Raw genomic sequence first — 23,840 nt, 5'->3', positions numbered from 1 at the left:
TAATATTAAGGTATCAGGGGCTTGTTTAGCCAAAGACTTATTCTGATAACTGGAGCGCATCAATAGCTTTTATCGCTCAAGATCAAGCATTAGTCAAAACAGCATCACTTCGAAGGAAACAATAGAATCCTTAACTGCAAAATTCTTGTTTAAAGATTTCGCTGTTGTTGCATTTCAGAACACGATGCTGAGATTAAATTTCCAATTATTAATCTTAACGTTTTAGCATCTGCCTTTTTACCCTCAACCTTTTTAAGTATCTTTGCGGCTTATTCTATTTACAGTATGATTTCAGTTTCTAATTTATCGTTACGATACGGTAAACGCACATTATTTGAAGATGTTAACTTAAAATTTACTCAAGGCAATTGCTATGGTGTAATTGGGGCAAATGGCGCAGGTAAATCTACTTTCCTGAAAATTTTATCAGGAGAAGTTAGTCAGACTTCAGGTAGCGTGGCTTTTACGCCAGGCGAGCGAATGGCGGTTTTAAAGCAAAACCATTATGAATTCGATGAGTTTTCGGTATTAGAAACCGTAATGATTGGCCATAAAGAACTTTATGCAATCATGAAAGAGAAAGATGCCATTTACATGAAAGAAGATTTTACCGAAAAAGATGGCGAACGGGCCGGAGAATTGGAAAATCTTTTTGCTGAAATGGATGGCTGGAACATGGAAAGTAATGCTGCAACCATGTTAAGCAACCTAGGTATTACAGAAGATAACCACTATAAATTATTAAAGGAACTTGATAATACACAAAAAGTACGTGTGTTATTGGCGCAAGCGCTGTTTGGTAATCCTGATATATTATTACTCGATGAGCCTACCAACGATTTGGACATTGAAACCATTGCCTGGTTAGAAAATTTTTTAGCTGATTATCAGAATATTGTATTGGTTGTAAGTCACGACAGGCACTTTTTAGATGCGGTTTGTACGCATATTGTAGACATCGATTTTGCAAAAATGAGTATCTATACCGGTAACTATACGTTCTGGTACGAGTCCAGTCAGCTGGCATTAAAACAACGCAGCGACCAGAATAAGAAGATGGAAGATAAGGTGAAGGAGTTGCAGGAATTTATCCGCAGGTTTAGTGCAAATGCATCAAAATCAAAGCAGGCAACTTCACGTAAAAAAGCTTTAGATAAAATCGACATCACTGAGATTAAGGCATCAAGCCGTAAATATCCGGCAATTATTTTCAACAATACCGGCCGTGAGGCCGGCGACCAGATTTTGCAGGTTGAGAATTTGGGCAAATCGGGAAACGATGGCGTATTATTCGACAAAGTTACTTTTATGGTAAACAAAGGGGATAAAATTGCAATTTTATCTCAAAACAGCTTGGCTACCGCCGCATTTTATGATGTTTTAACCGGCAGAACCCCTGCTGATAAAGGCGAATTTAAATGGGGTGTTACCATCAGCACGGCAGATATACCCAACGATAACTCTGAATATTTTGCAGGCAAAGATGAAAACCTGGTCGATTGGTTACGTGAATACTCCGGAACGGATGCCGATGAGCAATTTGTACGCAGCTTTTTAGGCCGTATGCTATTCTCGGGCGAAGAAGTTTTGAAAAACGTAAAGGTGCTTTCAGGTGGTGAGAAAATGCGTTGCATGTTCTCAAGAATGATGTTACAACAAGCAAATTTATTAATGTTTGATGAACCAACCAATCACCTTGATCTTGAATCGATCGAAGCCTTAAATAACGGCATGAAGGATTTCAAAGGTGCTATTTTATTTACTTCACGGGATCACCAGTTAACGGAAACCGTTGCAAACAGAATTATTGAAATTACGCCAAAAGGTACCATTGATAAATTAATGACTTACGACGAATATATTAACAACGCGGATGTGGCTAAACTTCGTGAAGAAATGTACGCTTAATCATTGGTTAAAATATAATTTTGAAAGAGTTTTGATATAATATCAAAACTCTTTTTCTTTATACACTAAACTGAATTATGAAAACGCTTGCATCACTCCTCTTATCTATAATTTGCTTTTCAGCATCAGCCCAGAAAAGCGATTCTACCCATACACATTACAAAATTATCCGAGGAGGAATGATTGAACATTCTACGGAATTAAAATCAAAACGCTACATTAAGAATGGTGAATCGGAAATAAAAGTTGGAAGAGCTTTATTTGCGATAGGTTTATATAAAGATTGAGAACGCTATGGTAGATGGCGTTTCTTTAAAGGTCCTGATTCTTTAGAACAGATTTATAATTATACCACGAAAAAACTGGAATACAACCATACAGCTAAAAATATAGTTTACGAAATAGATTCTTTAAAAAAGGGGGATAAAATTATTTATCCTGCAAAAATTGGTGGTTATTATACCAGTCTACGCTTTTTGATTAAAGAATTTTCACCGTCAAAAGAATTTAGGGCATATGCAGGTGTTCATCAGGTTAATCTGATTTTTCACATTAATGAAAATGGCCAGCTTATAAAGTATGAAACCGAAACAGGTCAGGGTACCCTTAAAAGAACTGAAGAAATCCCTTTAAAAAAGCTTAGGCTTGAAGATCTCGATTTTGTGCCTGCATACTTAAACGGAAAACCAGTTGCAAGCCGATTGATTTTCCAGGGTAAATTAACAGTAGATTAAATATTCCCAAAAAAAACCGACATAATGTAGCGTTTCTAATTCTACCATCGTTTTATCAGAAAATTGTTAATGGCCATTAACCAATTTTGTTTAAAAATTGACTTAAAGCATTAAAATGAAAACTACACTGAAAAACTTTAACACGACACCTAAAATTATATACGCTCTAATTGCTTTAACATTATTTATATCGGCCTGTAAAAAAGACTGGGGAGATTCTGGCTCAGTTACCGTAGCAGGAATTGGCTTTGTGCACGCATCGCCAGGAACAGGTGCTATAGATTTTATTGTTGATAATCAAAAAGTAAACAATAAAGACTTTACATATACTAAAGATTTAGGTTACTTTGGTGCTTATCCGGGTTCCAGATTATTTGGAATAACTAAAAAAGACTCTTTAAAATACCTTGTAAAAACCAATGTAACCTTGCAATCCGGTTTATTTTATTCAGCTTTTGTTATCGATGTGCTTCCATCACCAAACATATTGCTTGTACAAGATGATTTAAAGGCACCTGAAACCGGCAAAGCTAAAATTCGTTTTATCAATTTAAGCCCTGACGCACCAGCTTTGGATTTAGCTATTGAAGGAACAAGTACCCCTTTAATTACCGCAAAAGCATATAAGGAAGCTTCGACATTTATATCTATTGACCCTTCGGTCAGTTATAATTTTCAAATTAAGGAAAGTAATAACGTTACCGCTACATTACCTGCAACAAAAATCGAATCTGGTAAAATTTATACTTTATGGACTAAAGGACTAAAAAGCAAAACGGATAGTACAAAATTCGGATTAGCAATACTTACGAACAAATAACACCTACATATGAAACGAATTTGATGCCATCTGTGAATCAGATGGTATCATTTTCATTAAATTTGATTGCTATAAAAACTAATCTCAATTAAGTTCGGAAGGGTTGATAAAAAGAATACTTAGTATTGAGGAAATTATAAAGGGCTGCAAGAAGAACGATAACAGCTGTAAAGAAATGATGTATAAATCATTTTATGGCTATTTAATGGGCATTATTTTACGTTATGTGAATAATAGTTACGATAGTGAAGAACTTGTAAATGACTGTTTTATAAAAATTTTTAAAAACATAGAAAGTTTTCAGCCACCAAATAACCCTGCGGATTTACAAAAGACGTTTAAAGGGTGGATTGCAAAAATCACCTCCCGAACAGCAATTGATAAAATCCGGACATTGAAAAACCAATCTTATATAGATGATTTAGCTGAAAATGAGCACCCGGTTAGTCAGGTTTCAATTGCTTCCGATTTACATGTGCAGGATATATTAAAATTGCTGAATAATTTGCCAGATACCCAAAGACTGGTTTTTAACCTTTATGAAATTGAAGGATTTGCTCATGATGAGATTTCGAAAATGATGAATATTCCCGAAAGTACGAGCAGGGTATATTTAACCCGGGCAAAAAATAAGCTGCGAATATTGTATTCAAAAACACTGGTTAATTCGTATGAGAAAAATGGATAAAGAATTAATTGACCATATAAAAGATAATCTTCAGGCACATGAAGAGGCGTATGCACCCGGTGCCTGGGAGCGTTTTTCTGTACAGGAAGAAAAAAAACGTAGCGGTTTTATTTATTGGCCGCTATGGTCGGCGGCGGCTATAATTTTAATTGCCGGCAGCGTATTTTTCTTGCAATATAACAGGTTATCGAAGGATGAAAGTATCGTTAAAACGTCAAAGCAAAAAATTAAACAACAAAAATCTGTAATTAAAGAACAATCGCCGCAAGCCACCATTTTAGCTGGTCAATTACCAGGAGAAATTAATCCGGATACTGGAAATTCTCCTGAAATTGAATCGAATAGCATTCCTCAGGGCCAGATTTTAACTTTTGAGCAAAAAAATGGTTTAGCCAATAATTTAACTGATATAACCCCGGCTATTGCGGCCGGCTTACATGACACAAATGTTTTAGAAAACCAATCCATTTTATTGGGAAAAGTTTATTCGGATAGAATTTCTTCAAATATGATTATCAATAAGGTTGAAATTTCTCCTGAAAAGAAAAAAACATATCCTGCTAAAATTACTTTTGAGCAGCTTTTAGAACAAGACAGCCATCAAAACAGTTTAGTCAAGAATGAAAAATCTAAATCATCTGCAAAATGGGAACCAGGTATTTTCGTTGCACCTTCGATGGGGAACGATAACAAAGTGAATATGAACTATGGCTTCTCCTTATCATATAACCTGGCTGATAAATTATCTATCAGTTCAGGCATTGCTTATGCTGCATTAAGCACTACTGGTAATCCATCAGCAGGCAACAGTAATATTAGCGATGCAACTCCAAACGCCAATTTCAGTGCGAAAAGCGTAGCTTACTCAAGCGCATCTAAAAGTCTCGAATCTGTTAATGCCAATGTTAGAGGTATTAACATCCCACTTGAGCTAAGATATAATATTAACAGCAAGTTTTACACAGGAATCGGCGTTTCTGCACTTGCGGTATTAAATAACAAGCAAAACAACAATTATTTGGTTAGCAGCGCACAAAATACCACCGTTGCAAATACAATGGGTGTTTCGGAGCAAAAAATGCTTTTGGTTACAGAAAGAGTTTCTGAACCTCAAAATGAATCTTCAGCCACATCTGATAAATATATAGGCTTTTATAATTTCTCCCTAGGTTATAAACAAAAAATTTCTAAGAAAAATAATTTCGCTGTTGAACCGTTTTTAAGGCTTCCGATGAAGACATTCTCTAACGATAACCTCAACCTTACAAATGGTGGTGTGCGGTTGAAGTTTGATTTTTAATTATGGATTAAAAGGCTTCTGATATTCTTAAAGGTTTTATTATATTTACGTATAAACTTAGTAAATGAAAAGCGTAAAGCCATATCCAACTGAAGAAGAACTTCCCTTAATTGAAACACTCAATGAGATAGACTTTTCTGCCAGTTACAGTTATGCAGATTATATGCGTTTTGCATTTAACGAACGATTGGAAATCATCAAAGGGCATTTATTTAAAATGAGTCTTGCGCCTTCCAGAATTCATCAAGAAATATTGACCAATATTTTCGGCCCAATTTATAATATTCTTAAAGGAAAACAATGCCGTGTTTATACCGCGCCTTTCGATGTACGGCTGGCTAAGAAAACATATAGTGATAGAGAAGTTTTTACGGTTGTTCAGCCTGATATTGTGGTAATTTTTGATCCGGAGAAATTGGATAAACGCGGATGTATTGTTGCACCGGATATTGTAGTTGAAATTTTGTCGCCAGGCAATAATAAAAAAGAACTTATAAACAAATATGAAGTTTACGAAGAAGCTGGCGTAAAGGAATACTGGATTGTTAGTTCTACAGAAAAAACCTTTTTCAGATATATTCTGGATGAAAAAGGTAAATTTCAACCCACTAAGCTGCTAACTGCCGGAGCAGAAGTAACTACCCCTATTATGCCCGGGTTTTCACTAGATCTGGAAGACGTTTTTAAAGATTAACAAAAAAGCTCCGGAAAATTCCCGAAGCTTATATTTTTAGTTTACACCAACTGCAAACTGACGATTGCCAACTGAACTAGTGACCTGAATGACCATCAGCACCATGAGCATGACCATGCGCCAACTCGTCTTGCGTTGCTTCGCGAACATTTAAAATAGTTCCGGCAAACATCAGGTTTTTACCAGCCATTGGGTGGTTTAAATCTACCGCAACAGTTTCATCATGTACGGCAGTTACACCAGCCCTGAATTGATTACCCTGGTTATCCTGTAGAGGTATAACGTCGCCTACATTTGGAACTTCTCCTCCTGCTTCAGTAAACATAGATTTTGGCAAATCTGCAAAAGCGCCGGGATCTAACTCTCCATAACCATCAGCAGCAGATAATTCAAAGCTATATTCATCACCAGTTTTAAGACCAGTTAAATGTTCTTCGAACTTTGGCAACATCATGCCAACGCCATATAAAAATACTAAAGGATTTTGCTCATCAGCTTTTTCAACAAAAACTTGTTGTCCTTCTTCGTTAGTAGTATGCAATTCATAAGTTAATGCCACTACTGAGTTTGGTGAAATATTCATTTAAATTAATTTATTGTAAATACGCTAATGCTTCCTCAACAGTTTTAACCGGCAACTGGCATACTTTATTTCGGCAAATATAAACTTTTGTTTCATTGCTTTGCTTACCTTTTAACAAGGGTAAGTTACTTTTTGTTCCGCCTAATGTAATTTTATTTGGAATGTAATGAATGCTTAATTCCAACCTAACAACATCGGTTTCTAAACCTGTAAGCGCAATTTCGTTGATTCCGTAAACCTCATTCAGCAGTTGAATGGCCCAATTCGAATAAGCCGAACCGTAAGTTTTTATTTTTGGATGGACTGCAGCAAGCATTTCTGCCGCTTTTTCCAGGTAATTTTCCATATCGAAAAGCAAGCCTAATCTTTTAAGATTTTGTGCCATTACCGAGTTGGCAGCAGGAATTACATTGTCCATAACCTCGTGTTTGCGGGCAATTAAGCTTTCACTTTCTGCAGATGTATAAAAAAACATCGGCGAATCAGTATCTGTAAAATTCGCCAACACATAATCAGTAAAGGTCTTTGCTTCATCTAACCACTTTTCGTCGAAATCGTATTCATATAATGCTATTAAAGCATCAATTAAAAAAGCATAATCATCTAAAAAACCAGTTATAGAAGACTTTCCATTTTTATAATTGCGATGCAATCCACCGTTCTCAGCTCTTAAATTATTAAGGATAAAGTGCGCCGCTTTCGAAGCACTTTCATAATATAAGTTATGATTTAACACTGTTGCCGCATCGGCTAAACCCTTAATCATCATCGCATTCCAGGCGGTTAAACATTTATCATCCAAACCTGGTCCGATTCTTTTATTTCTGACCTCAAGCAATTTCGCTTTGGCCGATTTTACCTTATCATAAAGTATTTCAATATTGATATCATATTTCGCAATCAAATCATCATCCGAAATCGTTTTCCGCAGAATATTGGTTTGCTCCTCCTCCCAGTTTCCATCTCCAGTAATGTTGTAATACTCCCCCATTAAATTAGCATCATCGCCCAGGACGTCATCAAATTCCGCTTTATCCCATACATAAAACTTACCTTCAACACCTTCGCTATCTGCATCAAGAGCTGAATAAAACAATCCTTCAGGAGCAGTCATTTCATCAAAAACCCAATTGATCGTTTCAACTATTGTTTGCTTAAAAGAGTCGAACTTTGTGCATTGATAAGCTTCTGCATACAAACTAATCAATTGTGCATTATCATAGAGCATTTTCTCGAAGTGAGGTACATGCCATTTATCGTCAACCGAATAACGGGCGAAACCACCTCTGATCTGGTCATAAATCCCGCCCCGGCCCATTTCTTCTAAAGTATGGCAAACTGCAGTGAAAACAGATTCATCATCTTTTAAAAAGCCGTAACGCAAAAGGAAAACCCAGTTGTTAGGAAGGGGAAACTTTGGCGCGCGGTTGTACCCGCCAAAGCCGATATCAAAATGGCGCTTCCAGGGTTCAATAACTTCTGTCAGATGTTGTTCAGTATAGTCCGCCTTAACATCAACAGCAATTATTTTTTCGCTGTCGCGGATGCCTGAAGTTAATCGTTCTGCGTATTGAATGGCTTTGTCCGACTCATTTGCCCATAGGCCCGCTACATTTTCAAGGATGTTAATCCAGTCATTTTTCCGAAAATAGGTTCCGCCGTAAATTGGCCGCTGATCGGGTAAACAGATGCAATTTAAAGGCCAGCCACCACTACCGGTCATTAACTGGATGGCATACATATAAATCTGATCGATATCAGGTCGTTCCTCCCGATCTACTTTTATACATATAAAATGTCGGTTCATAACTTCCGCAACCTCATGATTTTCAAAACTTTCGCGCTCCATCACGTGACACCAATGACATGCAGAATAGCCAATACTTACCAAAATCAACTTATTTTCCGCTTTTGCTTTTTCCAAAGCTTCAGTACCCCACTCGTACCATTGAACCGGATTATAGGCGTGTTGCAATAGATATGGAGATGAGGCGTTGATTAAACTGTTGGATTCTGAATGTGCGTTTGACATGGAGATATGAATATGAAAATTGAAACCATAAAGCTATAAATTATCTACAATGCTATTCGGTTTTAGTTTTGTTTTTATACTTTAGTTATTAAATCTGAAACATAAAATGAAAATCACTCATACCGAAATATTTCGCTTTAGTATCCCGATGGAACCATTTGTTATCGCCACCGGAACCATGCACTTCGCCCAGAATGTGTTGATTAGGATTTATACAGATTCAGGTATTCATGGCATCGGCGAATGTTCGGCCTTCCCAATGATTGTTGGCGAAACCCAGGAAACCTGTATTGCCATGGCTAAAGATTTTGCAGCAATTCTAAAAGGTAAAAATCCTTTAGAAATTCCGGAAAGAATGAATGATTTGCTAGGCTATGCCGACCATAACAGTACCATAAAAAGTGCTTTCGATATGGCGTTGTTTGATATTGCGGCTAAAGATGCCGGCTTACCGCTTTACAAATTTTTAGGCGGCACAAGGCGCACCATTGAAACCGATATGACTATCGGGATTGATTCGCCGGAAGGCATGGCAAAGACAGCTTTAAAATATAAAAATAAAGGTTGCAGAATTTTAAAAATTAAATTGGGTAAGCAGGTCCATGATGATATTGAACGCGTAAAATACATTCGTGAAGCGGTTGGTGAAGAAATAATTTTGCGTTTAGATGCCAACCAGGGCTGGAGTTTTGATGAAGCCTTATTTGCCTTGGGCGAACTGGCAAAATACAACATTGAATTTTGTGAACAACCAATGAGAACCTGGTACGATGATAAATTACCTGAACTAAATGTAAACGCTCCTGTTAAATTAATGGCAGATGAAAGTTGCTATAATCACCACGATGCCAGGAAATTAATTAACAGCCAATCGACAACTTATTTAAATATAAAATTCTCTAAATCAGGTGGAATTTTAGAAGCACAAAAAATTCACGAAGAAGCTTTGCAAACGGGTGTGAAATGTATGATTGGAAGCATGCTCGAAAGTAGAATCGCATTAAGTGCCAATCTTCATTTTGCTTTGGCCAGTCCGAATATTGTGTTTTTTGATTTAGACACCGCCCTGCTTGGCCATTTGGTTGATCCGGTTGTGGATGGATTGACCTACGACGGTTACTTTTTAGACATTCCGGAAACACCCGGAATCGGCGCCGAAGCGGATGAGTTTTTTCTGGAAAAATGTGAAAGCTGGGTGGTTTAATTCCAGACTTTAAGCACAACAACAGTTAATAATCCATGCAATAAAAACGGTAAGGTAACATAGATAAAACTAACAAAAACCGCATTCTTCTGACTTAGATTTGTTAATGTTAAACTTCCTTTATACAGAAGATAACCTTGGTAGATTAGTGGAATTATTACAAAAATTTCATTATCGAGATCAATTAATTTTAATGGAAGCGCCAGTATGGAAAAACAAATCCATACCGGTAATGATGAATAAATAACAACCAATTCGGCGTTAAAATCATCAATTTTATCACCAAATCTATCAACTAAAAAAACCAAAATTGTTGAGCCGATTTTATATACGAAAAGTAATACAAAAAAAGATATTGGCAAGATGAAACAAGAACCCAGAAAAAACTCAAGAATTTTTTCAGGTTTAGTAATAACCAATGCATTTAACCAATTAACAGTTAGGTAAATGCCCATTAAAAGATTTTTCTGTTCATCACCCAGGCGATTAACGATATATGCAAAAGTACGTTCAGGCCATTTAAAAAGCGAGCTTGCTGTAAACCAGACATATTTCAGTGCAGACATTGGATTGCGTTTAAAATAAAGATACTAAATACTACAAAGCGTTAAAATTATTTTAAAATTATTTCAGCTAAATCCGTACTATCGCCATTAAATGCATTGAAATCGACAACATGGCCGATGCCATTGATTTTAGCTTTATCTGAATGTTGCCAAAATGTCCAACGGCTTTTATCCAACCTTAATTTAGGTTGATAATAATGCGCAACCCATAGTGGGTATTCGTCAAAATTTTCTTCAAGGTAATCTTCGTAAAACTTTAGTCCGGTATAAATAATTGGCCTGATTTTAGTTTTCAACTCCACATAATTAAGGAAATCAGAAAGCTCTGCCCTCATTTTTAAAGCCGAAACGCCATCAAGTGTTTCAATATCGACAACTGGAGGTAAATCGCCTTTTTCCAGGTTTACAACCTGCAGAAAAAATTTTGCCTGCGTTTTACCGTTTCGTTTTGGTCTGAAAAAATGATAAGCGCCACAAATGATACCTGCCTTCGGCGCTTCACGCCAGTTTCTTTGAAAATAAGGATCGACTTGTAAAACACCCTCGGTAGCCTTTATAAATGCAAATCGAATATTAACATCATCATCCTTCATTGATTTAACTTTTTGCCAGTTTATTTTTCCCTGGTAGTACGAAACATCGATTCCGTGAATCGTATAGTTTTTTGGGATTTTAATATTGAAGCTTTCGTAAGTTCGGTAATTTGGATCTTGTCCCCAATCTTTAACCCATCGCCAGGTTGCCACAAATCCCTTTACCACATAGCCATAATAAAATGGAGAAAGCAAAATCAAAAGTAATCCAGCAATAGCGACTTTCCATTGTGTTGGGAAGGGTTTAGTTTTTTTCTTCCGAGCGGGTGTTTTTCTTATGGCAGGTTTTCTTTTTATTGGTGGCATTTGAATGGTTTCGATTACAAATTTGATAAAAAATTTGGATGTTTAGCTTTCTATTCAAATCGTTTTATCCGCATAATCCTTCAACATTCTTTTTGTTTTTTGGTAATTTCGCGAACCAAACCAATATAATGTTTAAACTTATTTACAACACCTACAAAACTTCGTTCAGCGGATTGAGCCGGGAAACCTGGCTTTTAAGTATTGTAATGATGTTTAATCGTTGCGGCAGCATGGCCGTTCCCTTTATGGGCTTATATGTTACGCAAAGCTTACACCGTTCTGAAATGGATGCGGGCTTAATCATCACCTTATTTGGTGTAGGTTCTATCCTGGGTTCTGCAACTGGCGGAAAACTGACTGATATGATTGGCTTCAGGCCAGTTCAGATTCTTTCATCAATTATCGGCGGAATATTATTTATGCTGTTTTCTACAATAACCCATTTTTCTGCTTTATGTATTTTGGCTGTAGTAATCAGTTTTTTCTCAGAAGCTTTCCGTCCTGCAAATTTTACAGCAGTTGCACATTATGCAGCGCCAGAAACCATAACCCGTTCTTACTCTTTAAACAGGTTGGCTGTAAATATTGGCTGGTCTGTTGGTATAAGTTTGGCAGGAATTATTGCTTCAATAAATTATAAACTACTTTTTATTGTTGAAGGTGGTGTAAGTATAATTGTTGGGCTATTAATCTTGTCTTTTCTACCGAACGTTAAAGGTTTTATGAAGCTGGCAAAAGAAAATGCGCATAAACTAACCATTACGAAGCCCTGGCAGGATTCTTTTTATGTGAAATTCATGCTGCTAACTACCCTTTTCATTACCTGTGCATTCCTGATGTTCAGGGTAGTACCTGTGTTTTTTAAGGAACAATGGCATATTGATGAGTTTGCAATTGGCATTATTATTGGCTTAAACGGCGCCATAATTGCGCTTTTTGAAATGATAATGATAAACAAAATAGAGAAGAAACGCTCACCAATGTATTTTATAGTTATAGGTTCGGTTTTCTTTGCGGTTTCATATTTAATTTTAAGTGCGCCGGTAAGCTTTCATCTTACCGCAGCAATACTCACCATTATTATTTTTACAGGAGGAGAAATGTTTGCATTGCCTTTCATAAACACAATTGTAATCAGCAGAAGCAATGAACATAACCGCGGCTTATATGCTGCCGGATATACTTTGAGCTGGTCTTTCGCGCAAGTAATTGGTCCTTTCGCCGGATTTTTTATTGCCAAACATTTTGGTTATAACTGGCTTTGGATTGGGCTGGCCTGTTTGCTGTTATTATGCACGTATGGTTTTAGTATCATGAGCAATAAGAAAGCGACGCCGATATTAGAAACCAGTTAAATTCGAATGGAAGACCTGCTTCCACCCGAAAAATTTATTTTAATTGCTGCGCTTTAACACCTTCATTTGTAATTTTAACAGGTAAAATATTACCCTCTGCATCAAAATGCATTTCATCAATGCAGGTTACACGGTGGTTTCCATCCGTATCGCCTAATGGCCTGCGGTGATAAATGATGTAATACTTATCATTTTTTTTGTTGATGATAACCGAATGATGTCCTGCACCTGTTGCAATTGATGGGTCTTGCTTTAAAATCTTATCTACCCTTTTAAAAGGTCCGAAAGGCGAATCGCCAATGGCATAGGCCACAGAATAATCCGGACCAGTCCAACCGCCTTCGCTCCACATGAAATAATATTTTCCGTTTCTAATGAACATATATGGGCCTTCTACATATTTTTCAGGGGTAATTTCCTTAAAAATTATTCCATCGTCAAAAGGCAGAAAACCCGTAAAATCTTTATTCAGTTTTGCGATGTTGCAATGACGCCATCCACCGTAAATTAAATAATATTGGCCATCTTTATCTTTAAAAACAAATTGATCTATAGGTTGTGCACCGTTGTAAAATTTATCAACTAAGGGTTTACCCAAATGATCTTTAAATGGTCCTTCGGGTTTATCAGAAACCGCAACACCAATACCGCCAACTTCATTATCACTTTGAATATCATTTGCGCCAAAAAATAAATAGTATTTTTTGTCTTTCTCTACAATTGCAGGTGCCCACATGGCTTTATTTGCCCATTTGATAGCTGCCGTATCTAAGATATGCTCGTGCTTTTGCCATTTGATCAAATCTTCTGACGAAAAGGCATCTAAGAAAACCTGCTCCCGGTATTTAGCTGAATAAGTAGGATAAATCCAATACTTATTTTTAAAAATTGCTGCATCAGGATCAGCATACCAACCTTTAAAAATTGGATTTCCAGATTGATTAATCGTTTTACTACTCTGAGCAAAAGAAAAGGCTCCCGAAAAAAATAAAAGAGATAAGCATAAATATTTCATGCGTACAATTTATGAAAAAATGTTTAATGTTGGTTTCCCGCAGATTAAAAATGACTCCCGCAAATTATTCTTTTAGCTACCAATTTATTAATGCCCAGTATTTGCTTAATTAGCGTAATCCGAGGGAACGACTAAACATCATGATAAAAAGCTGTAGAATCAGCGGGAATTTAAAAAAAAATCTGCAAGCGTTTTTATCACTAGCAGATCTTATAAAATCTTCCGCAACAATTATTTACTCAATTCTGCATAGAATTTATGAAACAAAGGCAAAGTTTCAATTCCTTTATAGTAATTATAGATATCGTATTTTTCGTTTGGAGAGTGAAGGGCATCGCTATCTAAACCAAAACCAAAAAGTACCGATTTTATGCCTAAAACATCTTCAAATAAAGCAACAATCGGAATGCTACCGCCGCCGCGGGTTGGAATTGCTTTCTTGCCAAAACTAATTTCAATGGCTTTTTCTGCAGCACGATAGGCAACGCTATCAGTAGGCGTAACAACAGGTTCGCCACCGTGATGCGGTGTAACCTTAACTTTAACATTTGCAGGCGCAATGCTTTCAAAATGTTTGGTAAAAATTTCAGCGATTTCTTCTGAACTTTGATTTGGAACCAAACGCATTGAAATTTTTGCATTGGCTTTGCTCGGCAATACGGTTTTAGCACCTTCGCCAATATAACCACTCCAGATTCCGTTTACCTCTAAAGTAGGACGAGTGCCCGTGCGCTCCAAAGTAGAATAGCCTTTTTCGCCCCAAACCTCTTTAATATCTAAATCCTTTTTGTATTCTTCCTCATCGTAAGGTGCCGAATTTAAGGCTCTTTTTTCATCATCTGTTAATTCAACAACTTTATCGTAAAAAGCCGGAATAGTAATGTGGTTATTTTCATCATGCAATGAAGCAATCATTTTGCAAAGAATTGCAGCCGGATTTGCCACGGCACCACCATAAACACCAGAATGTAAATCGCGATTTGGACCGACAACCTCTACTTCCATATAAGCTAAACCACGTAAACCAGTTTCTATCGATGGGTTTTCCATACTAATCATGGATGTATCTGAAATCAAAACAACATCAGCTTTTAAGCGTTCTGCATTTGCTTTCACGAAAATGCCAAGGTTTGCAGAACCTACTTCCTCTTCACCTTCTATCATGAATTTAACATTGCAAGCTAAAGTATCGGTTTCCATCATCAGCTCAAATGCTTTCACATGCATATAAAATTGCCCTTTGTCATCGCAGGCACCACGTGCGTAAATTTTGCCGTCTCGAATGGTTGGTTCAAATGGCGGCGTATGCCATAATTCTAATGGATCAGCAGGCTGTACATCGTAGTGGCCATACACTAGAACTGTTGGTAAAGAAGCATCTATGATTTTTTCGCCATAAACAATCGGATAACCAGCTGTGGCACAAATCTCAACATTATCTGCTCCTGCGTCTTTTAACTTTTGAGCAACATAATCTGCAGTTTTTAAAACATCTTCTTTATATTTCGGATCCGCGCTAACCGATGGGAAGCGCAACAAATCGAACAACTCATCTAAAAATCGTTGCTTGTGCGTTTCTACATAATTTTTAATCTCTTGCATAACAAAATGAATTTGGGCAAATATAGGCTTTTCATATAAAAGCCATTTAAAATTCAACTGAAAATGAAGCTCTTCCTACCATTATTTAATCATATCTTTTATAGTATTAGTATCACTACAAGTTTTATGATTTATGTTTATGTAATTTAAGTGTTGAATATTATTTTTTTTTGTTCTGACCACAGTATTGTTTTGATTTTTTCATAAATTGCACCGTTTAAACACAAGATTAGAAATCTCAAAATAAGAAAGTTATCAATGAAATTGAGCGCATTTGGTTCGCATATTCTGCTGCTATTTTCATTTTTAATGCCTGCAATAGCTTTCTCCCAAACAAATACAAAAATTAGTTGCCCCGAAGCTGCTCAGTATTACTCAAAAGACAGCATTAATATTGTAACCTTTGGAGCCAGCACCGTTGAAGGTGTTAAAGGACTTGGTTTTCAAACCATGCTTGAAAGTAATTTTGTTAACTGTTATTCCGGCAAAGTGATAAACATTACCAATCAGGGCATTGGCGGACAAACAACTTTACAAGGTTTGTTAAGAATTGATAATGCAATAAAGAACCGAACAGGTTTTATTGTAATTTCTATGGGCATAAACGATGCCCTGGCGATTAATGCGGGAAAAGGGAGTATTGCAGAAACGGAAGCGAATATGAGGTTGTTAATAACAACCAGCCTAAAGCAAAAATTAGTACCTGTTTTATGTACCTTACAAAATGTTGATGACCGAACAAACAAAAATTTAACGGCAGTTAATACGACAATTCGCCAGATAAATACCATTTACAGGAAACTGGTTACAGAATATAAATTGTACCTGGCGGATGTAAATGCAGCAATGCGTCGTGATTTTACACTTTACCAGGATTCTTTTCACCCTAATGCGCGGGGATACAGATTAATAAGTTATGTAATTTTTGATGCGATTAACAAGGCTATCTTTGATAAATTTTTGCTGTTTGTTGTTACACAGAATTATCCGAATCCGGCATCAACCCAAACATTTATTGATATTGTTTTACCAGAAGCTGATAAAATTACGGTCCAAATTTATGATTTAATGGGAAGGCTGACCAAAACAGTGGTAAACGAATATTTAAATACCGGTAAGCATACACTCGAAATTAACACAACCAGCTTCGCACCCGGCATTTATTTCTTTAAAATTTCTTCAGATTCAGGACAATACAATTCAGTTAAGAAATTTATCGTAGCCAGGTAGACGTAATAGAAAAATTTTATCTGATTAATTCACTTTGTAATCAATGCACTCTGTTAAATTAAAGCGTCATTATACCTTTTATGGCTCCGGCTTGTTTGTAAATAGCAATTACATCATCTGCATTTTGCATTTCTTTTTTTACCGTAATCGACACATACTTACCAGTTTTTGATGGTTGCTCGATAAACTCATCATCAGGTAAAACTGCACGTAATTCTTGTATTTTATCAAGTCCTCCGGTTATAATAAATTTAAAATTATATATACCAGGGAACCGCTCCACACTTTCCAATTTCTCTTTAAGATTGGCATAAATATCTGTTGTTGCACCCTCCGGAATGTCAGTAAATTCTATGTTTTTGTTTATTTTTTTATCTTCCATGGTCAAGATATATCAAATTCTATTCCCAAATAGCGCTGCGTGTAATTTTGGCAGTACGTGAAACTAATTACCAACACCTTTCGCAAAAAGACCTGAGAATTGTTATTTTTGAAACTCAAAAAAACAGGAGCCGATTTGGATTATTTAGAAGGATTAAACCCACAACAAAGAGCAGCAGTAGAGAATACAAAAGGACCGGTAATGATTGTAGCGGGTGCTGGTTCGGGCAAGACACGTGTAATTACGTATCGCGTGGCGCATCTGATTCAAACCGGAACCGACCCGTTTAATATCCTGGTTTTAACCTTCACCAACAAAGCGAGTAAGGATATGCGTGAGCGGATTTCGAAAGTTGTTGGTGCTGAGGCGAAAAACATCTGGATGGGTACATTTCACTCTGTTTTTGCAAAGATTTTGCGTGTGGAGGCCGAGAAAATCGGTTATCCGAATAACTTTACGATATACGATACCGACGATAGTAAAAGTGTTATCCGAGCCATCTTGAAAGAAATGCAGTTGGATGATAAATTATACGCCCCAAATTTTGTTTATGGCCGAATTTCGTCGGCTAAAAACAACCTGATTTCATGGGGCGAATACCAGGCAAACGACCAGATTCAGGCAGAAGATATTCAAAATAAACGCCCGCTATTAGGGCAAATTTATGAGCAATATGCTAAACGTTGTTTCAGGGCTGGTGCAATGGATTTCGACGACTTGCTCTTCAAAACCAATATTTTATTAAAAGAACATCCGGATGTCTTAAACAAATACCAGCAGAAATTCAGGTATTTAATGGTGGATGAGTACCAGGATACAAACTTTTCACAATATACAATTGTAAAAAAACTGGCTGCTGCTTATCAGAATATTTGCGTGGTTGGTGATGATGCGCAAAGTATCTACGCTTTCCGCGGGGCGAATATTCAGAACATTTTGAACTTCGAACGCGATTATCCTGATTTAAAAGTGTATAAGTTGGAGCAAAATTACCGCTCTACCCAAAATATTGTCGATGCTGCAAGCAGTATCATTGCCAACAATAAAAATCAACTGGAGAAAAATGTATTTTCTGAAAATGTTGAGGGCGATAGGATTAAGGTTTCCCGTGCTTTTACTGACAATGAGGAAGGTAAACTGGTCGCCGAATCAATTATCCAGGAACGTGGTTTAAAAGGTTACCAATACCATGATTTTGCCATTTTGTATCGTACGAATGCACAAAGCAGGGCAATGGAGGAAGGTTTGCGTAAGCTTAATGTTCCTTATAAAATTTATGGAGGCACCTCCTTTTATCAGCGTAAAGAAATTAAGGATTTAATTGCTTACTTCCGTTTAACTTTTAACCCAAAGGATGAAGAAGCGATAAAAAGAGTAATCAACTATCCAAAACGTGGAATCGGCGATACATCCATCGATAAAATCATTGTAGCGGCCGACCAGAATAACATCACCATGTGGGATGTAATTTCTAATGCACATCAGTATGTTGATGGTCGTTTGGCCAACCAACTGAACGATTTCTCGATGATGATTCAAAGTTTCCAGGCGGAAGCAAAAAAACTTGATGCTTATGATTCAGCATTATTTATCGCTCAACATGCCGGTATCTTAAAAGAATTGTATACAGATGACAGTGTTGAAGGTCGTTCCAGATATGAAAATATTCAGGAGTTATTAAATGGTATAAAAGAATTTGCGGAGCGTGAAGATATCGAAGAAAAAGGTCTGGATATTTTTATGCAGGACGTTGCACTTTTAACCAACGATGATAAGGATGGCGACAAAAACAAGGATACAGTTTCTTTAATGACGATTCACTCGGCCAAAGGCCTGGAATTTAAAAATGTATTTATTGTTGGTTTGGAGGAAAACCTTTTCCCATCGCAGATGTCGGTTAGTTCGCGCTCGGATTTGGAAGAAGAACGTCGTTTGTTTTATGTAGCGATTACCCGGGCAGAGATAAAACTGACAATTACCTATGCCACTTCACGTTACCGTTGGGGAACCTTAACTAATTGTGAACCAAGCCGTTTTATTAACGAGATTAATCCGAAGTTTTTAGAGCTGGATGTTAAACCTGCAAAAAGCAATGTTTTTGAAGGCAATTTCGATGATGAACGCAAAACATGGACGTCGCAACCGAGGGATTTCTTTAGCAAACCAAAACCTGCAAGCACTACTTCTGCCCCGCCACCGCGTCCGAAAACGACCTCATTATTGGCGAAGGCACATGTTCCAACCCCTGGTTTTACACCTTCACAAGCACATGAATTTCAGGGTGGCATGGAAGTAGAACATGAGAAATTTGGTTTTGGTAAGATTATTAGTTTAGAAGGAAATTTACCCGATGTAAAAGCAACAGTTTTCTTTCAGGGCCTGGGTAACAAACAATTATTGCTCAAGTTTGCGAAGCTAATGATCGTAAAGTAGATGCAGATTATGTTTTATAATTTCACACGTTTTTTACCACGAAGACACAAATATTTTTTCTTTATACTTTTTGCTAAATCTCTGCAGTTTAACAAATTCATCTGACACGGAAAAGGTGTTCAACTCTCAGAATTTCCTGTGTGTTCAATGTTTCCGTGGCGGCCTTATTTAAAAGCCCTGCCATTATTAACCTTTGTGTGCTCTGTGAAAATCTCTGTGCGCTCTGTGGTAAAATCCCTTTGCGGTTAATAAACCAATTAAGATTAACCACCTGAGACACCTTAGTTCACCTTAGAAGGCCTTGCTCATTTGAGGCTTTTATAGTGGATTTGTTTATATTCATTAAATGCCTTATATGGTAAAATTAACTTTGCATCCTTTGCGAAAATCTCTATGTGCTCTGTGGTAAAAACGCTTTGCATCCTTTGCGAAAAACTTTGTGCCCTTTGCGGTTAAACCCTTAAAATCTAGTTTGAAAAACTCAAAATAATCCTTAATATTTGACTCGATTCTGCCGCCGGCAGGTTTTTTACAGAGGATAAATTCATAAATCTTCCCTTTATCAACCTTTGTGTGCTCTGTGAAAATCTCTGTGCGCTCTGTGGTAAAATCCCTAAAAATCTGGTTTGAAAAACCCCGAAATAATCCTTAATATTGGATTCGGTTCTCCCACAAACAAACCATGCAGCTTACCCGATTAGAAATTAAAGGATTTAAGAGTTTTGGCGACAAAGTGACCATCAATTTTAATGAGGGTGTTACAGCCATTGTGGGTCCGAATGGTTGTGGGAAATCGAATGTTATTGATGCCATGCGCTGGGTTTTGGGTGAGCAAAGTACTAAAGCTTTACGCTCTGAAAAGATGGAAAATATCATTTTCAACGGAACCAAAAACCGTAAACAGGCCCAATTGGCTGAGGTTTCTTTGAGTTTTGATAATACCAAAAACATTCTTCCAACAGCATATTCCCAGGTTACGGTTACCCGAAAATTATACCGGAATGGCGACAGTGAATATCGTTTAAATGATGTTCAATGCCGTTTGAAAGACATTACCGATTTATTCCTCGACACCGGAATTGGCTCCGATAGTTATTCGATTATTGAGCTAAAAATGGTAGATGAAATTATTACCAATAAAGAACATAGTCGCCGTTCCCTATTCGAGGAGGCATCAGGCATTTCGAAATACAAACTTCGCAAGAAACAAACGTTCAATAAATTAAAAGATACTGAAGCTGATTTAGAAAGAGTGGAAGATTTACTTTTCGAAATCGAAAAGAATTTAAAGACGCTCGAAAATCAAGCCCGTAAAGCCGAGCGTTACTATAAATTAAAAGAGCAGTACCGCGAATTGAGCGTTCAATTGGCGACCCATCGAATTGCCTTTTTTCGCACCGATCTACATGCTTTAGAAACCCAGGAACAAAGTCAGCAGGTTCTGAGGACAGCGTTAAGCACCAAAATTGATACGCAGGAGGCTGAACTCCAAAAACTTAAACTGGATAGCATCAATCAGGAGAAAAACCTGTCCATCCAGCAGAAAGCAACCAATGAATTGGTTTCAAAAATCCGTGCATATGAAAGTGAAAAGAAAGTAAAAAACGAACAAATGCGTTTCTTGCAGGAAAAAGAGACACGCTTATCGGGGGAGCTGGAAAAAGATAAAAACCAGGTTAACCACATTAAATATAACATCAAGCGATTAAATGAAGAAGTTTTAACCGAAACGGAAGTTTTTAATAAAGTTGAATCCGATTTAAAACTTTTAAAATCATCGCTTGATACACTTCGTGAGCAACAGCAGATAGAAAAAAATCGAATTGATAACCTGGTAAAATCAGTTAACGACTTGCAGAACCAGGTTTATCAGTCGCAAAAAGAAATTGATATTTTAAATATTCAAAAAGATGCTTTAGTACAGGAAACGAACAGAAATGTTGATGATACTGAAACCAAAACATCAGAATTAAAAGCTTTTGATCATGCTTTGGCTGAACTTGATATTCAGGTTTCAGAAAAGCAGACCAGTATCAAACAACTTAAGGAAGCTGAAGAGATATTAAAGGAAAAGCTGGCAGCATCAGAAGTTAATTTAAACTCGAATAAGGAAAAACTGACTGCCGAAAACCGTAAAAAGGATGCCAAACAAAATGAATATAACCTCACAAAATCGCTTGTAGATAGTCTGGAAGGTTTCCCTGAATCCATTCGGTTTCTTAAGAAGAACAGTGCATTTGCAAAAAGTGCCTTACTCCTATCAGATATTCTATTTTGTAACGAGGATTACCGAATCGCCATCGAAAATTATCTGGAACCTGTAATGAACCATTATGTGGTTGATAAATATGCTGATGCCGTTCAGGCCATCAACCTGTTAACAGATGCCAGTCGAGGGCGGGCGAACTTTTTTATTTTAGAAAACATTCCGGATAAAAACCCTACGCTTAATACGCATGAGGGCTTAATTTCAGCTTTATCGGTTATTGAAGTTGATAAAAAGTACCAGCAACTTTGCAATTTGCTTTTGCAGAATGTGTACATCGCCATTGCAGAACAAGAAAATATATTCAAAGAAACACCAACAGAAAGTTTGACTATTCTGGCAAAAAACGGAAAATATGCGCAAACAAAATTCACTTTAGCGGGTGGTTCTGTAGGCTTATTCGAGGGAAAAAGAATCGGCCGTGCTAAAAATTTAGAGAATTTAGCAAAAGAAATCAAAATATCTGAATCACTGATTAATCAATATAATTTAGCGATTGTAGCGGAAACTGATAGTATTTTTAATCTGAAAGAAGCTTCAAAAATCAATCAGATAAATACTTTGCAGCAGGAGTTGAATCGTTTTATAAATGAACAGATTTCGGTTCAAACACGTCGCGACCAATACCAGGAGTTTATTACCACCAGTGAAAACCGAAAAACTGATATTGCGCAAAAAATTGTTTCGATAGAAAAATCATTATCTGAAAAGCTGCCCGCTTTGGTTGAACTGCAGAAAAAGCAACAACACGACCATGTCAACTTGCAGGAACAGCAGTTGAATTATCAGGAACTGGCCGACCAGGTTAATGAATCTGCCGGAAAATATAATCAGGATAATATCCGCTTCCATCAGCAACAAAATAAATTATCGGGTCTGGAGAAAGATTTGGATTACCGTTTTGTACAGGAAGAAGCTTTGAACAAGCGAATCGCACAAAACGAAAAAGAGCTTCAGGACACGCTTGCCCAAATTACAGAAACCTTACAACATGCCGATTTGAGCGATGATACACTTTTAGAAATGTATCAGCAGCGTGAAGAGATGGAAAAAGGTCTTGCTGAAGTTGAGGCAGCATATTTTGAAAGTAAAGGCAACATTAACGAGGTAGAGCATAATTTAACCGATATCCGCAAAAACCGTGAGGAAACTGATTTTCTTTTAACCGAAATCAAGGATAAAAAGAACACTTTAAAAATAGATTTAAACTCGCTGAAAGAACGTCTGGCCGTCGAATTCAACATTGACATTAACGACCTTTTAGAAACGGAGACTGAGGTTGATGCTTTGGAAAGTGAATTTGAAATCCGCCAGAAAGTAGAGAAAATGAAACGCCAGCTGGATGAATTTGGTGCGATTAATTCTATGGCGATGGAAGCTTTTAAGGAAATGGAAGAACGTTATACCTTTATTCAAAACCAGAAAAAAGATCTCAACGCAGCCAAAACCGACCTTTTGCAGACCATTAAAGAGATTGACGATACCGCGAAAGACAAATTCATGCAGGCTTTTACACAAGCCCGTGAGCATTTCATTGTTGTTTTTAGATCGCTTTTTAATGAAGAAGACAGTTGTGACTTAATTTTATCTGATGTAAATAATCCACTGGAGGCAGATATTGATATTATTGCCCGTCCAAAAGGAAAAAGGCCTTTGTCTATCAATCAGTTATCCGGTGGAGAAAAAACACTAACGGCTACCGCCCTGCTGTTTTCACTTTACCTGTTAAAACCTGCACCGTTCTGCATTTTCGATGAGGTTGACGCGCCATTGGACGATACGAACATTGATAAATTCAACAATATTATCCGGAAATTCTCCGGCCAATCGCAGTTCATTATCGTTTCCCATAACAAACGAACCATTGCCAGTACCGACATTATCTATGGCGTTACGATGGTTGAACAAGGGGTTTCGAGGGTTGTTGCTGTAGATTTGAGAGAGGTTGCGGCTTAGCAAAATTTAAAGCAGAAAGCTTAAAATATAGAGTCGAAAACTTTAATTGGCATGTGCTATAAAAAAGTTTTCAAATCTGAAAACGAGTTTACGTTCTCATCAGGTTAAAGACACAATACAGCGTCAAGAAACAACGTTTGAATAATGTAACGAAAAATGTATATTTGTTTAAG

At 37.0% G+C, this 23,840-nt stretch carries 19 protein-coding genes; 12 read left to right on the top strand and 7 right to left on the bottom strand.

What is annotated here, in order from left to right:
* The first annotated feature begins 285 nt into the window (after positions 1 to 285).
* The 7 genes from O0931_RS03035 to O0931_RS03005 all read left to right on the top strand — a co-directional run bounded on the left by O0931_RS03035 (position 286) and on the right by O0931_RS03005 (position 6,144).
* Entirely contained in the window at positions 286 to 1,908 is a 1,623-nt protein-coding gene (locus tag O0931_RS03035; RefSeq protein WP_269414074.1) for an ABC-F family ATP-binding cassette domain-containing protein, read from the top strand.
* A 77-nt stretch (positions 1,909 to 1,985) separates the two neighbouring features.
* Positions 1,986 to 2,195, top strand: a complete 210-nt coding sequence (locus O0931_RS03030; RefSeq protein WP_269414073.1) for a hypothetical protein — start codon at positions 1,986 to 1,988, stop codon at positions 2,193 to 2,195.
* A 189-nt stretch (positions 2,196 to 2,384) separates the two neighbouring features.
* A complete protein-coding gene (locus O0931_RS03025) occupies positions 2,385 to 2,642 on the top strand; it encodes a hypothetical protein (RefSeq protein ID WP_269414072.1) in 258 nt (85 codons plus the stop codon).
* A gap of 115 nt (positions 2,643 to 2,757) precedes the next feature.
* Complete coding sequence (locus tag O0931_RS03020) at positions 2,758 to 3,462, top strand: DUF4397 domain-containing protein (RefSeq protein ID WP_269414071.1); 705 nt, start codon at positions 2,758 to 2,760, stop codon at positions 3,460 to 3,462.
* Between the two features lie 103 nt (positions 3,463 to 3,565).
* Positions 3,566 to 4,150, top strand: a complete 585-nt coding sequence (locus tag O0931_RS03015) for an RNA polymerase sigma factor (RefSeq protein WP_269414070.1) — start codon at positions 3,566 to 3,568, stop codon at positions 4,148 to 4,150.
* Entirely contained in the window at positions 4,143 to 5,450 is a 1,308-nt protein-coding gene (locus tag O0931_RS03010) for a hypothetical protein (protein WP_269414069.1), read from the top strand. The genes O0931_RS03015 and O0931_RS03010 overlap by 8 nt, the downstream gene beginning before the upstream one ends.
* A gap of 64 nt (positions 5,451 to 5,514) precedes the next feature.
* Positions 5,515 to 6,144, top strand: a complete 630-nt coding sequence (locus tag O0931_RS03005) for a Uma2 family endonuclease (RefSeq protein WP_269414068.1) — start codon at positions 5,515 to 5,517, stop codon at positions 6,142 to 6,144.
* 76 nt (positions 6,145 to 6,220) lie between these two features.
* Here the strand turns inward: O0931_RS03005 and O0931_RS03000 are convergent, their stop codons facing one another.
* Both O0931_RS03000 and O0931_RS02995 read right to left on the bottom strand, forming a co-directional pair.
* Entirely contained in the window at positions 6,221 to 6,727 is a 507-nt protein-coding gene (locus tag O0931_RS03000) for an FKBP-type peptidyl-prolyl cis-trans isomerase (protein ID WP_269414067.1), read from the bottom strand.
* Positions 6,728 to 6,737: 10 nt separating this feature from the next.
* Positions 6,738 to 8,759 (bottom strand): thioredoxin domain-containing protein, encoded by a 2,022-nt coding sequence (locus tag O0931_RS02995; RefSeq protein ID WP_269414066.1) that lies wholly within the window; start codon positions 8,757 to 8,759, stop codon positions 6,738 to 6,740.
* A gap of 106 nt (positions 8,760 to 8,865) precedes the next feature.
* Between O0931_RS02995 and O0931_RS02990 the strand changes: the two genes are divergently transcribed.
* Positions 8,866 to 9,963: a mandelate racemase/muconate lactonizing enzyme family protein gene (locus O0931_RS02990; protein WP_269414065.1), complete on the top strand. Its 1,098-nt coding sequence runs from the start codon at positions 8,866 to 8,868 to the stop codon at positions 9,961 to 9,963.
* Here O0931_RS02990 and O0931_RS02985 read toward each other — a convergent pair.
* Positions 9,960 to 10,529: a YIP1 family protein gene (locus tag O0931_RS02985; RefSeq protein WP_269414064.1), complete on the bottom strand. Its 570-nt coding sequence runs from the start codon at positions 10,527 to 10,529 to the stop codon at positions 9,960 to 9,962. The genes O0931_RS02990 and O0931_RS02985 overlap by 4 nt on opposite strands.
* Before the next feature lie 47 nt (positions 10,530 to 10,576).
* The gene (locus O0931_RS02980) at positions 10,577 to 11,428 is read right to left on the bottom strand and encodes a glycoside hydrolase family 25 protein (protein WP_269414063.1); all 852 of its coding nucleotides are present in this window, start codon (positions 11,426 to 11,428) and stop codon (positions 10,577 to 10,579) included.
* A 128-nt stretch (positions 11,429 to 11,556) separates the two neighbouring features.
* On the opposite strand from O0931_RS02980, the gene O0931_RS02975 reads away from it, so the two are divergent.
* Positions 11,557 to 12,783 (top strand): MFS transporter, encoded by a 1,227-nt coding sequence (locus tag O0931_RS02975; RefSeq protein ID WP_269414062.1) that lies wholly within the window; start codon positions 11,557 to 11,559, stop codon positions 12,781 to 12,783.
* 34 nt (positions 12,784 to 12,817) lie between these two features.
* Here O0931_RS02975 and O0931_RS02970 read toward each other — a convergent pair whose 3' ends face one another.
* Positions 12,818 to 13,798 (bottom strand): glycoside hydrolase family 43 protein, encoded by a 981-nt coding sequence (locus O0931_RS02970; RefSeq protein ID WP_269414061.1) that lies wholly within the window; start codon positions 13,796 to 13,798, stop codon positions 12,818 to 12,820.
* A 231-nt stretch (positions 13,799 to 14,029) separates the two neighbouring features.
* On the bottom strand, positions 14,030 to 15,400 hold the full coding sequence (locus tag O0931_RS02965) for a dipeptidase (protein WP_269414060.1): 1,371 nt from the start codon (positions 15,398 to 15,400) through the stop codon (positions 14,030 to 14,032).
* Positions 15,401 to 15,658: 258 nt separating this feature from the next.
* On the opposite strand from O0931_RS02965, the gene O0931_RS02960 reads away from it, so the two are divergent.
* Positions 15,659 to 16,630 carry an SGNH/GDSL hydrolase family protein gene (locus tag O0931_RS02960; protein WP_269414059.1) on the top strand — a complete coding sequence of 324 codons (972 nt, stop codon included), beginning with the start codon at positions 15,659 to 15,661 and terminating at the stop codon, positions 16,628 to 16,630.
* A gap of 58 nt (positions 16,631 to 16,688) precedes the next feature.
* Here O0931_RS02960 and O0931_RS02955 read toward each other — a convergent pair whose 3' ends face one another.
* Entirely contained in the window at positions 16,689 to 17,012 is a 324-nt protein-coding gene (locus tag O0931_RS02955) for a DUF493 family protein (RefSeq protein WP_269414058.1), read from the bottom strand.
* Between the two features lie 135 nt (positions 17,013 to 17,147).
* Between O0931_RS02955 and O0931_RS02950 the strand changes: the two genes are divergently transcribed.
* Both O0931_RS02950 and smc read left to right on the top strand, forming a co-directional pair.
* Positions 17,148 to 19,445: an ATP-dependent helicase gene (locus O0931_RS02950; protein ID WP_269414558.1), complete on the top strand. Its 2,298-nt coding sequence runs from the start codon at positions 17,148 to 17,150 to the stop codon at positions 19,443 to 19,445.
* 682 nt (positions 19,446 to 20,127) lie between these two features.
* Positions 20,128 to 23,667 (top strand): chromosome segregation protein SMC, encoded by a 3,540-nt coding sequence (smc, locus tag O0931_RS02945; protein WP_269414057.1) that lies wholly within the window; start codon positions 20,128 to 20,130, stop codon positions 23,665 to 23,667.
* The last annotated feature ends 173 nt before the right edge of the window (positions 23,668 to 23,840 follow it).

The sequence above is a fragment of the Pedobacter rhodius genome, assembly GCF_027213645.1.
Lineage (GTDB): Bacteria > Bacteroidota > Bacteroidia > Sphingobacteriales > Sphingobacteriaceae > Pedobacter > Pedobacter rhodius.
Note: the sequence above shows the minus strand (reverse complement) of the source record. Positions and strands in the feature narration are given on the sequence as shown.

Bases quoted from the DNA above. Each gene is read 5' to 3' on its own strand.
- O0931_RS03035 (WP_269414074.1), top strand. From the start codon at position 286: ATGATTTCAGTTTCTAATTTATCGTTACGATACGGTAAACGCACATTA.
- O0931_RS03030 (WP_269414073.1), top strand. From the start codon at position 1,986: ATGAAAACGCTTGCATCACTCCTCTTATCTATAATTTGCTTTTCAGCA.
- O0931_RS03020 (WP_269414071.1), top strand. From the start codon at position 2,758: ATGAAAACTACACTGAAAAACTTTAACACGACACCTAAAATTATATAC.
- O0931_RS03010 (WP_269414069.1), top strand. From the start codon at position 4,143: ATGGATAAAGAATTAATTGACCATATAAAAGATAATCTTCAGGCACAT.
- O0931_RS03005 (WP_269414068.1), top strand. From the start codon at position 5,515: ATGAAAAGCGTAAAGCCATATCCAACTGAAGAAGAACTTCCCTTAATT.
- O0931_RS03000 (WP_269414067.1), bottom strand. From the start codon at position 6,727: ATGAATATTTCACCAAACTCAGTAGTGGCATTAACTTATGAATTGCAT.
- O0931_RS02995 (WP_269414066.1), bottom strand. From the start codon at position 8,759: ATGTCAAACGCACATTCAGAATCCAACAGTTTAATCAACGCCTCATCT.
- O0931_RS02990 (WP_269414065.1), top strand. From the start codon at position 8,866: ATGAAAATCACTCATACCGAAATATTTCGCTTTAGTATCCCGATGGAA.
- O0931_RS02985 (WP_269414064.1), bottom strand. From the start codon at position 10,529: ATGTCTGCACTGAAATATGTCTGGTTTACAGCAAGCTCGCTTTTTAAA.
- O0931_RS02980 (WP_269414063.1), bottom strand. From the start codon at position 11,428: ATGCCACCAATAAAAAGAAAACCTGCCATAAGAAAAACACCCGCTCGG.
- O0931_RS02975 (WP_269414062.1), top strand. From the start codon at position 11,557: ATGTTTAAACTTATTTACAACACCTACAAAACTTCGTTCAGCGGATTG.
- O0931_RS02970 (WP_269414061.1), bottom strand. From the start codon at position 13,798: ATGAAATATTTATGCTTATCTCTTTTATTTTTTTCGGGAGCCTTTTCT.
- O0931_RS02965 (WP_269414060.1), bottom strand. From the start codon at position 15,400: ATGCAAGAGATTAAAAATTATGTAGAAACGCACAAGCAACGATTTTTA.
- O0931_RS02960 (WP_269414059.1), top strand. From the start codon at position 15,659: ATGAAATTGAGCGCATTTGGTTCGCATATTCTGCTGCTATTTTCATTT.
- O0931_RS02955 (WP_269414058.1), bottom strand. From the start codon at position 17,012: ATGGAAGATAAAAAAATAAACAAAAACATAGAATTTACTGACATTCCG.
- smc (WP_269414057.1), top strand. From the start codon at position 20,128: ATGCAGCTTACCCGATTAGAAATTAAAGGATTTAAGAGTTTTGGCGAC.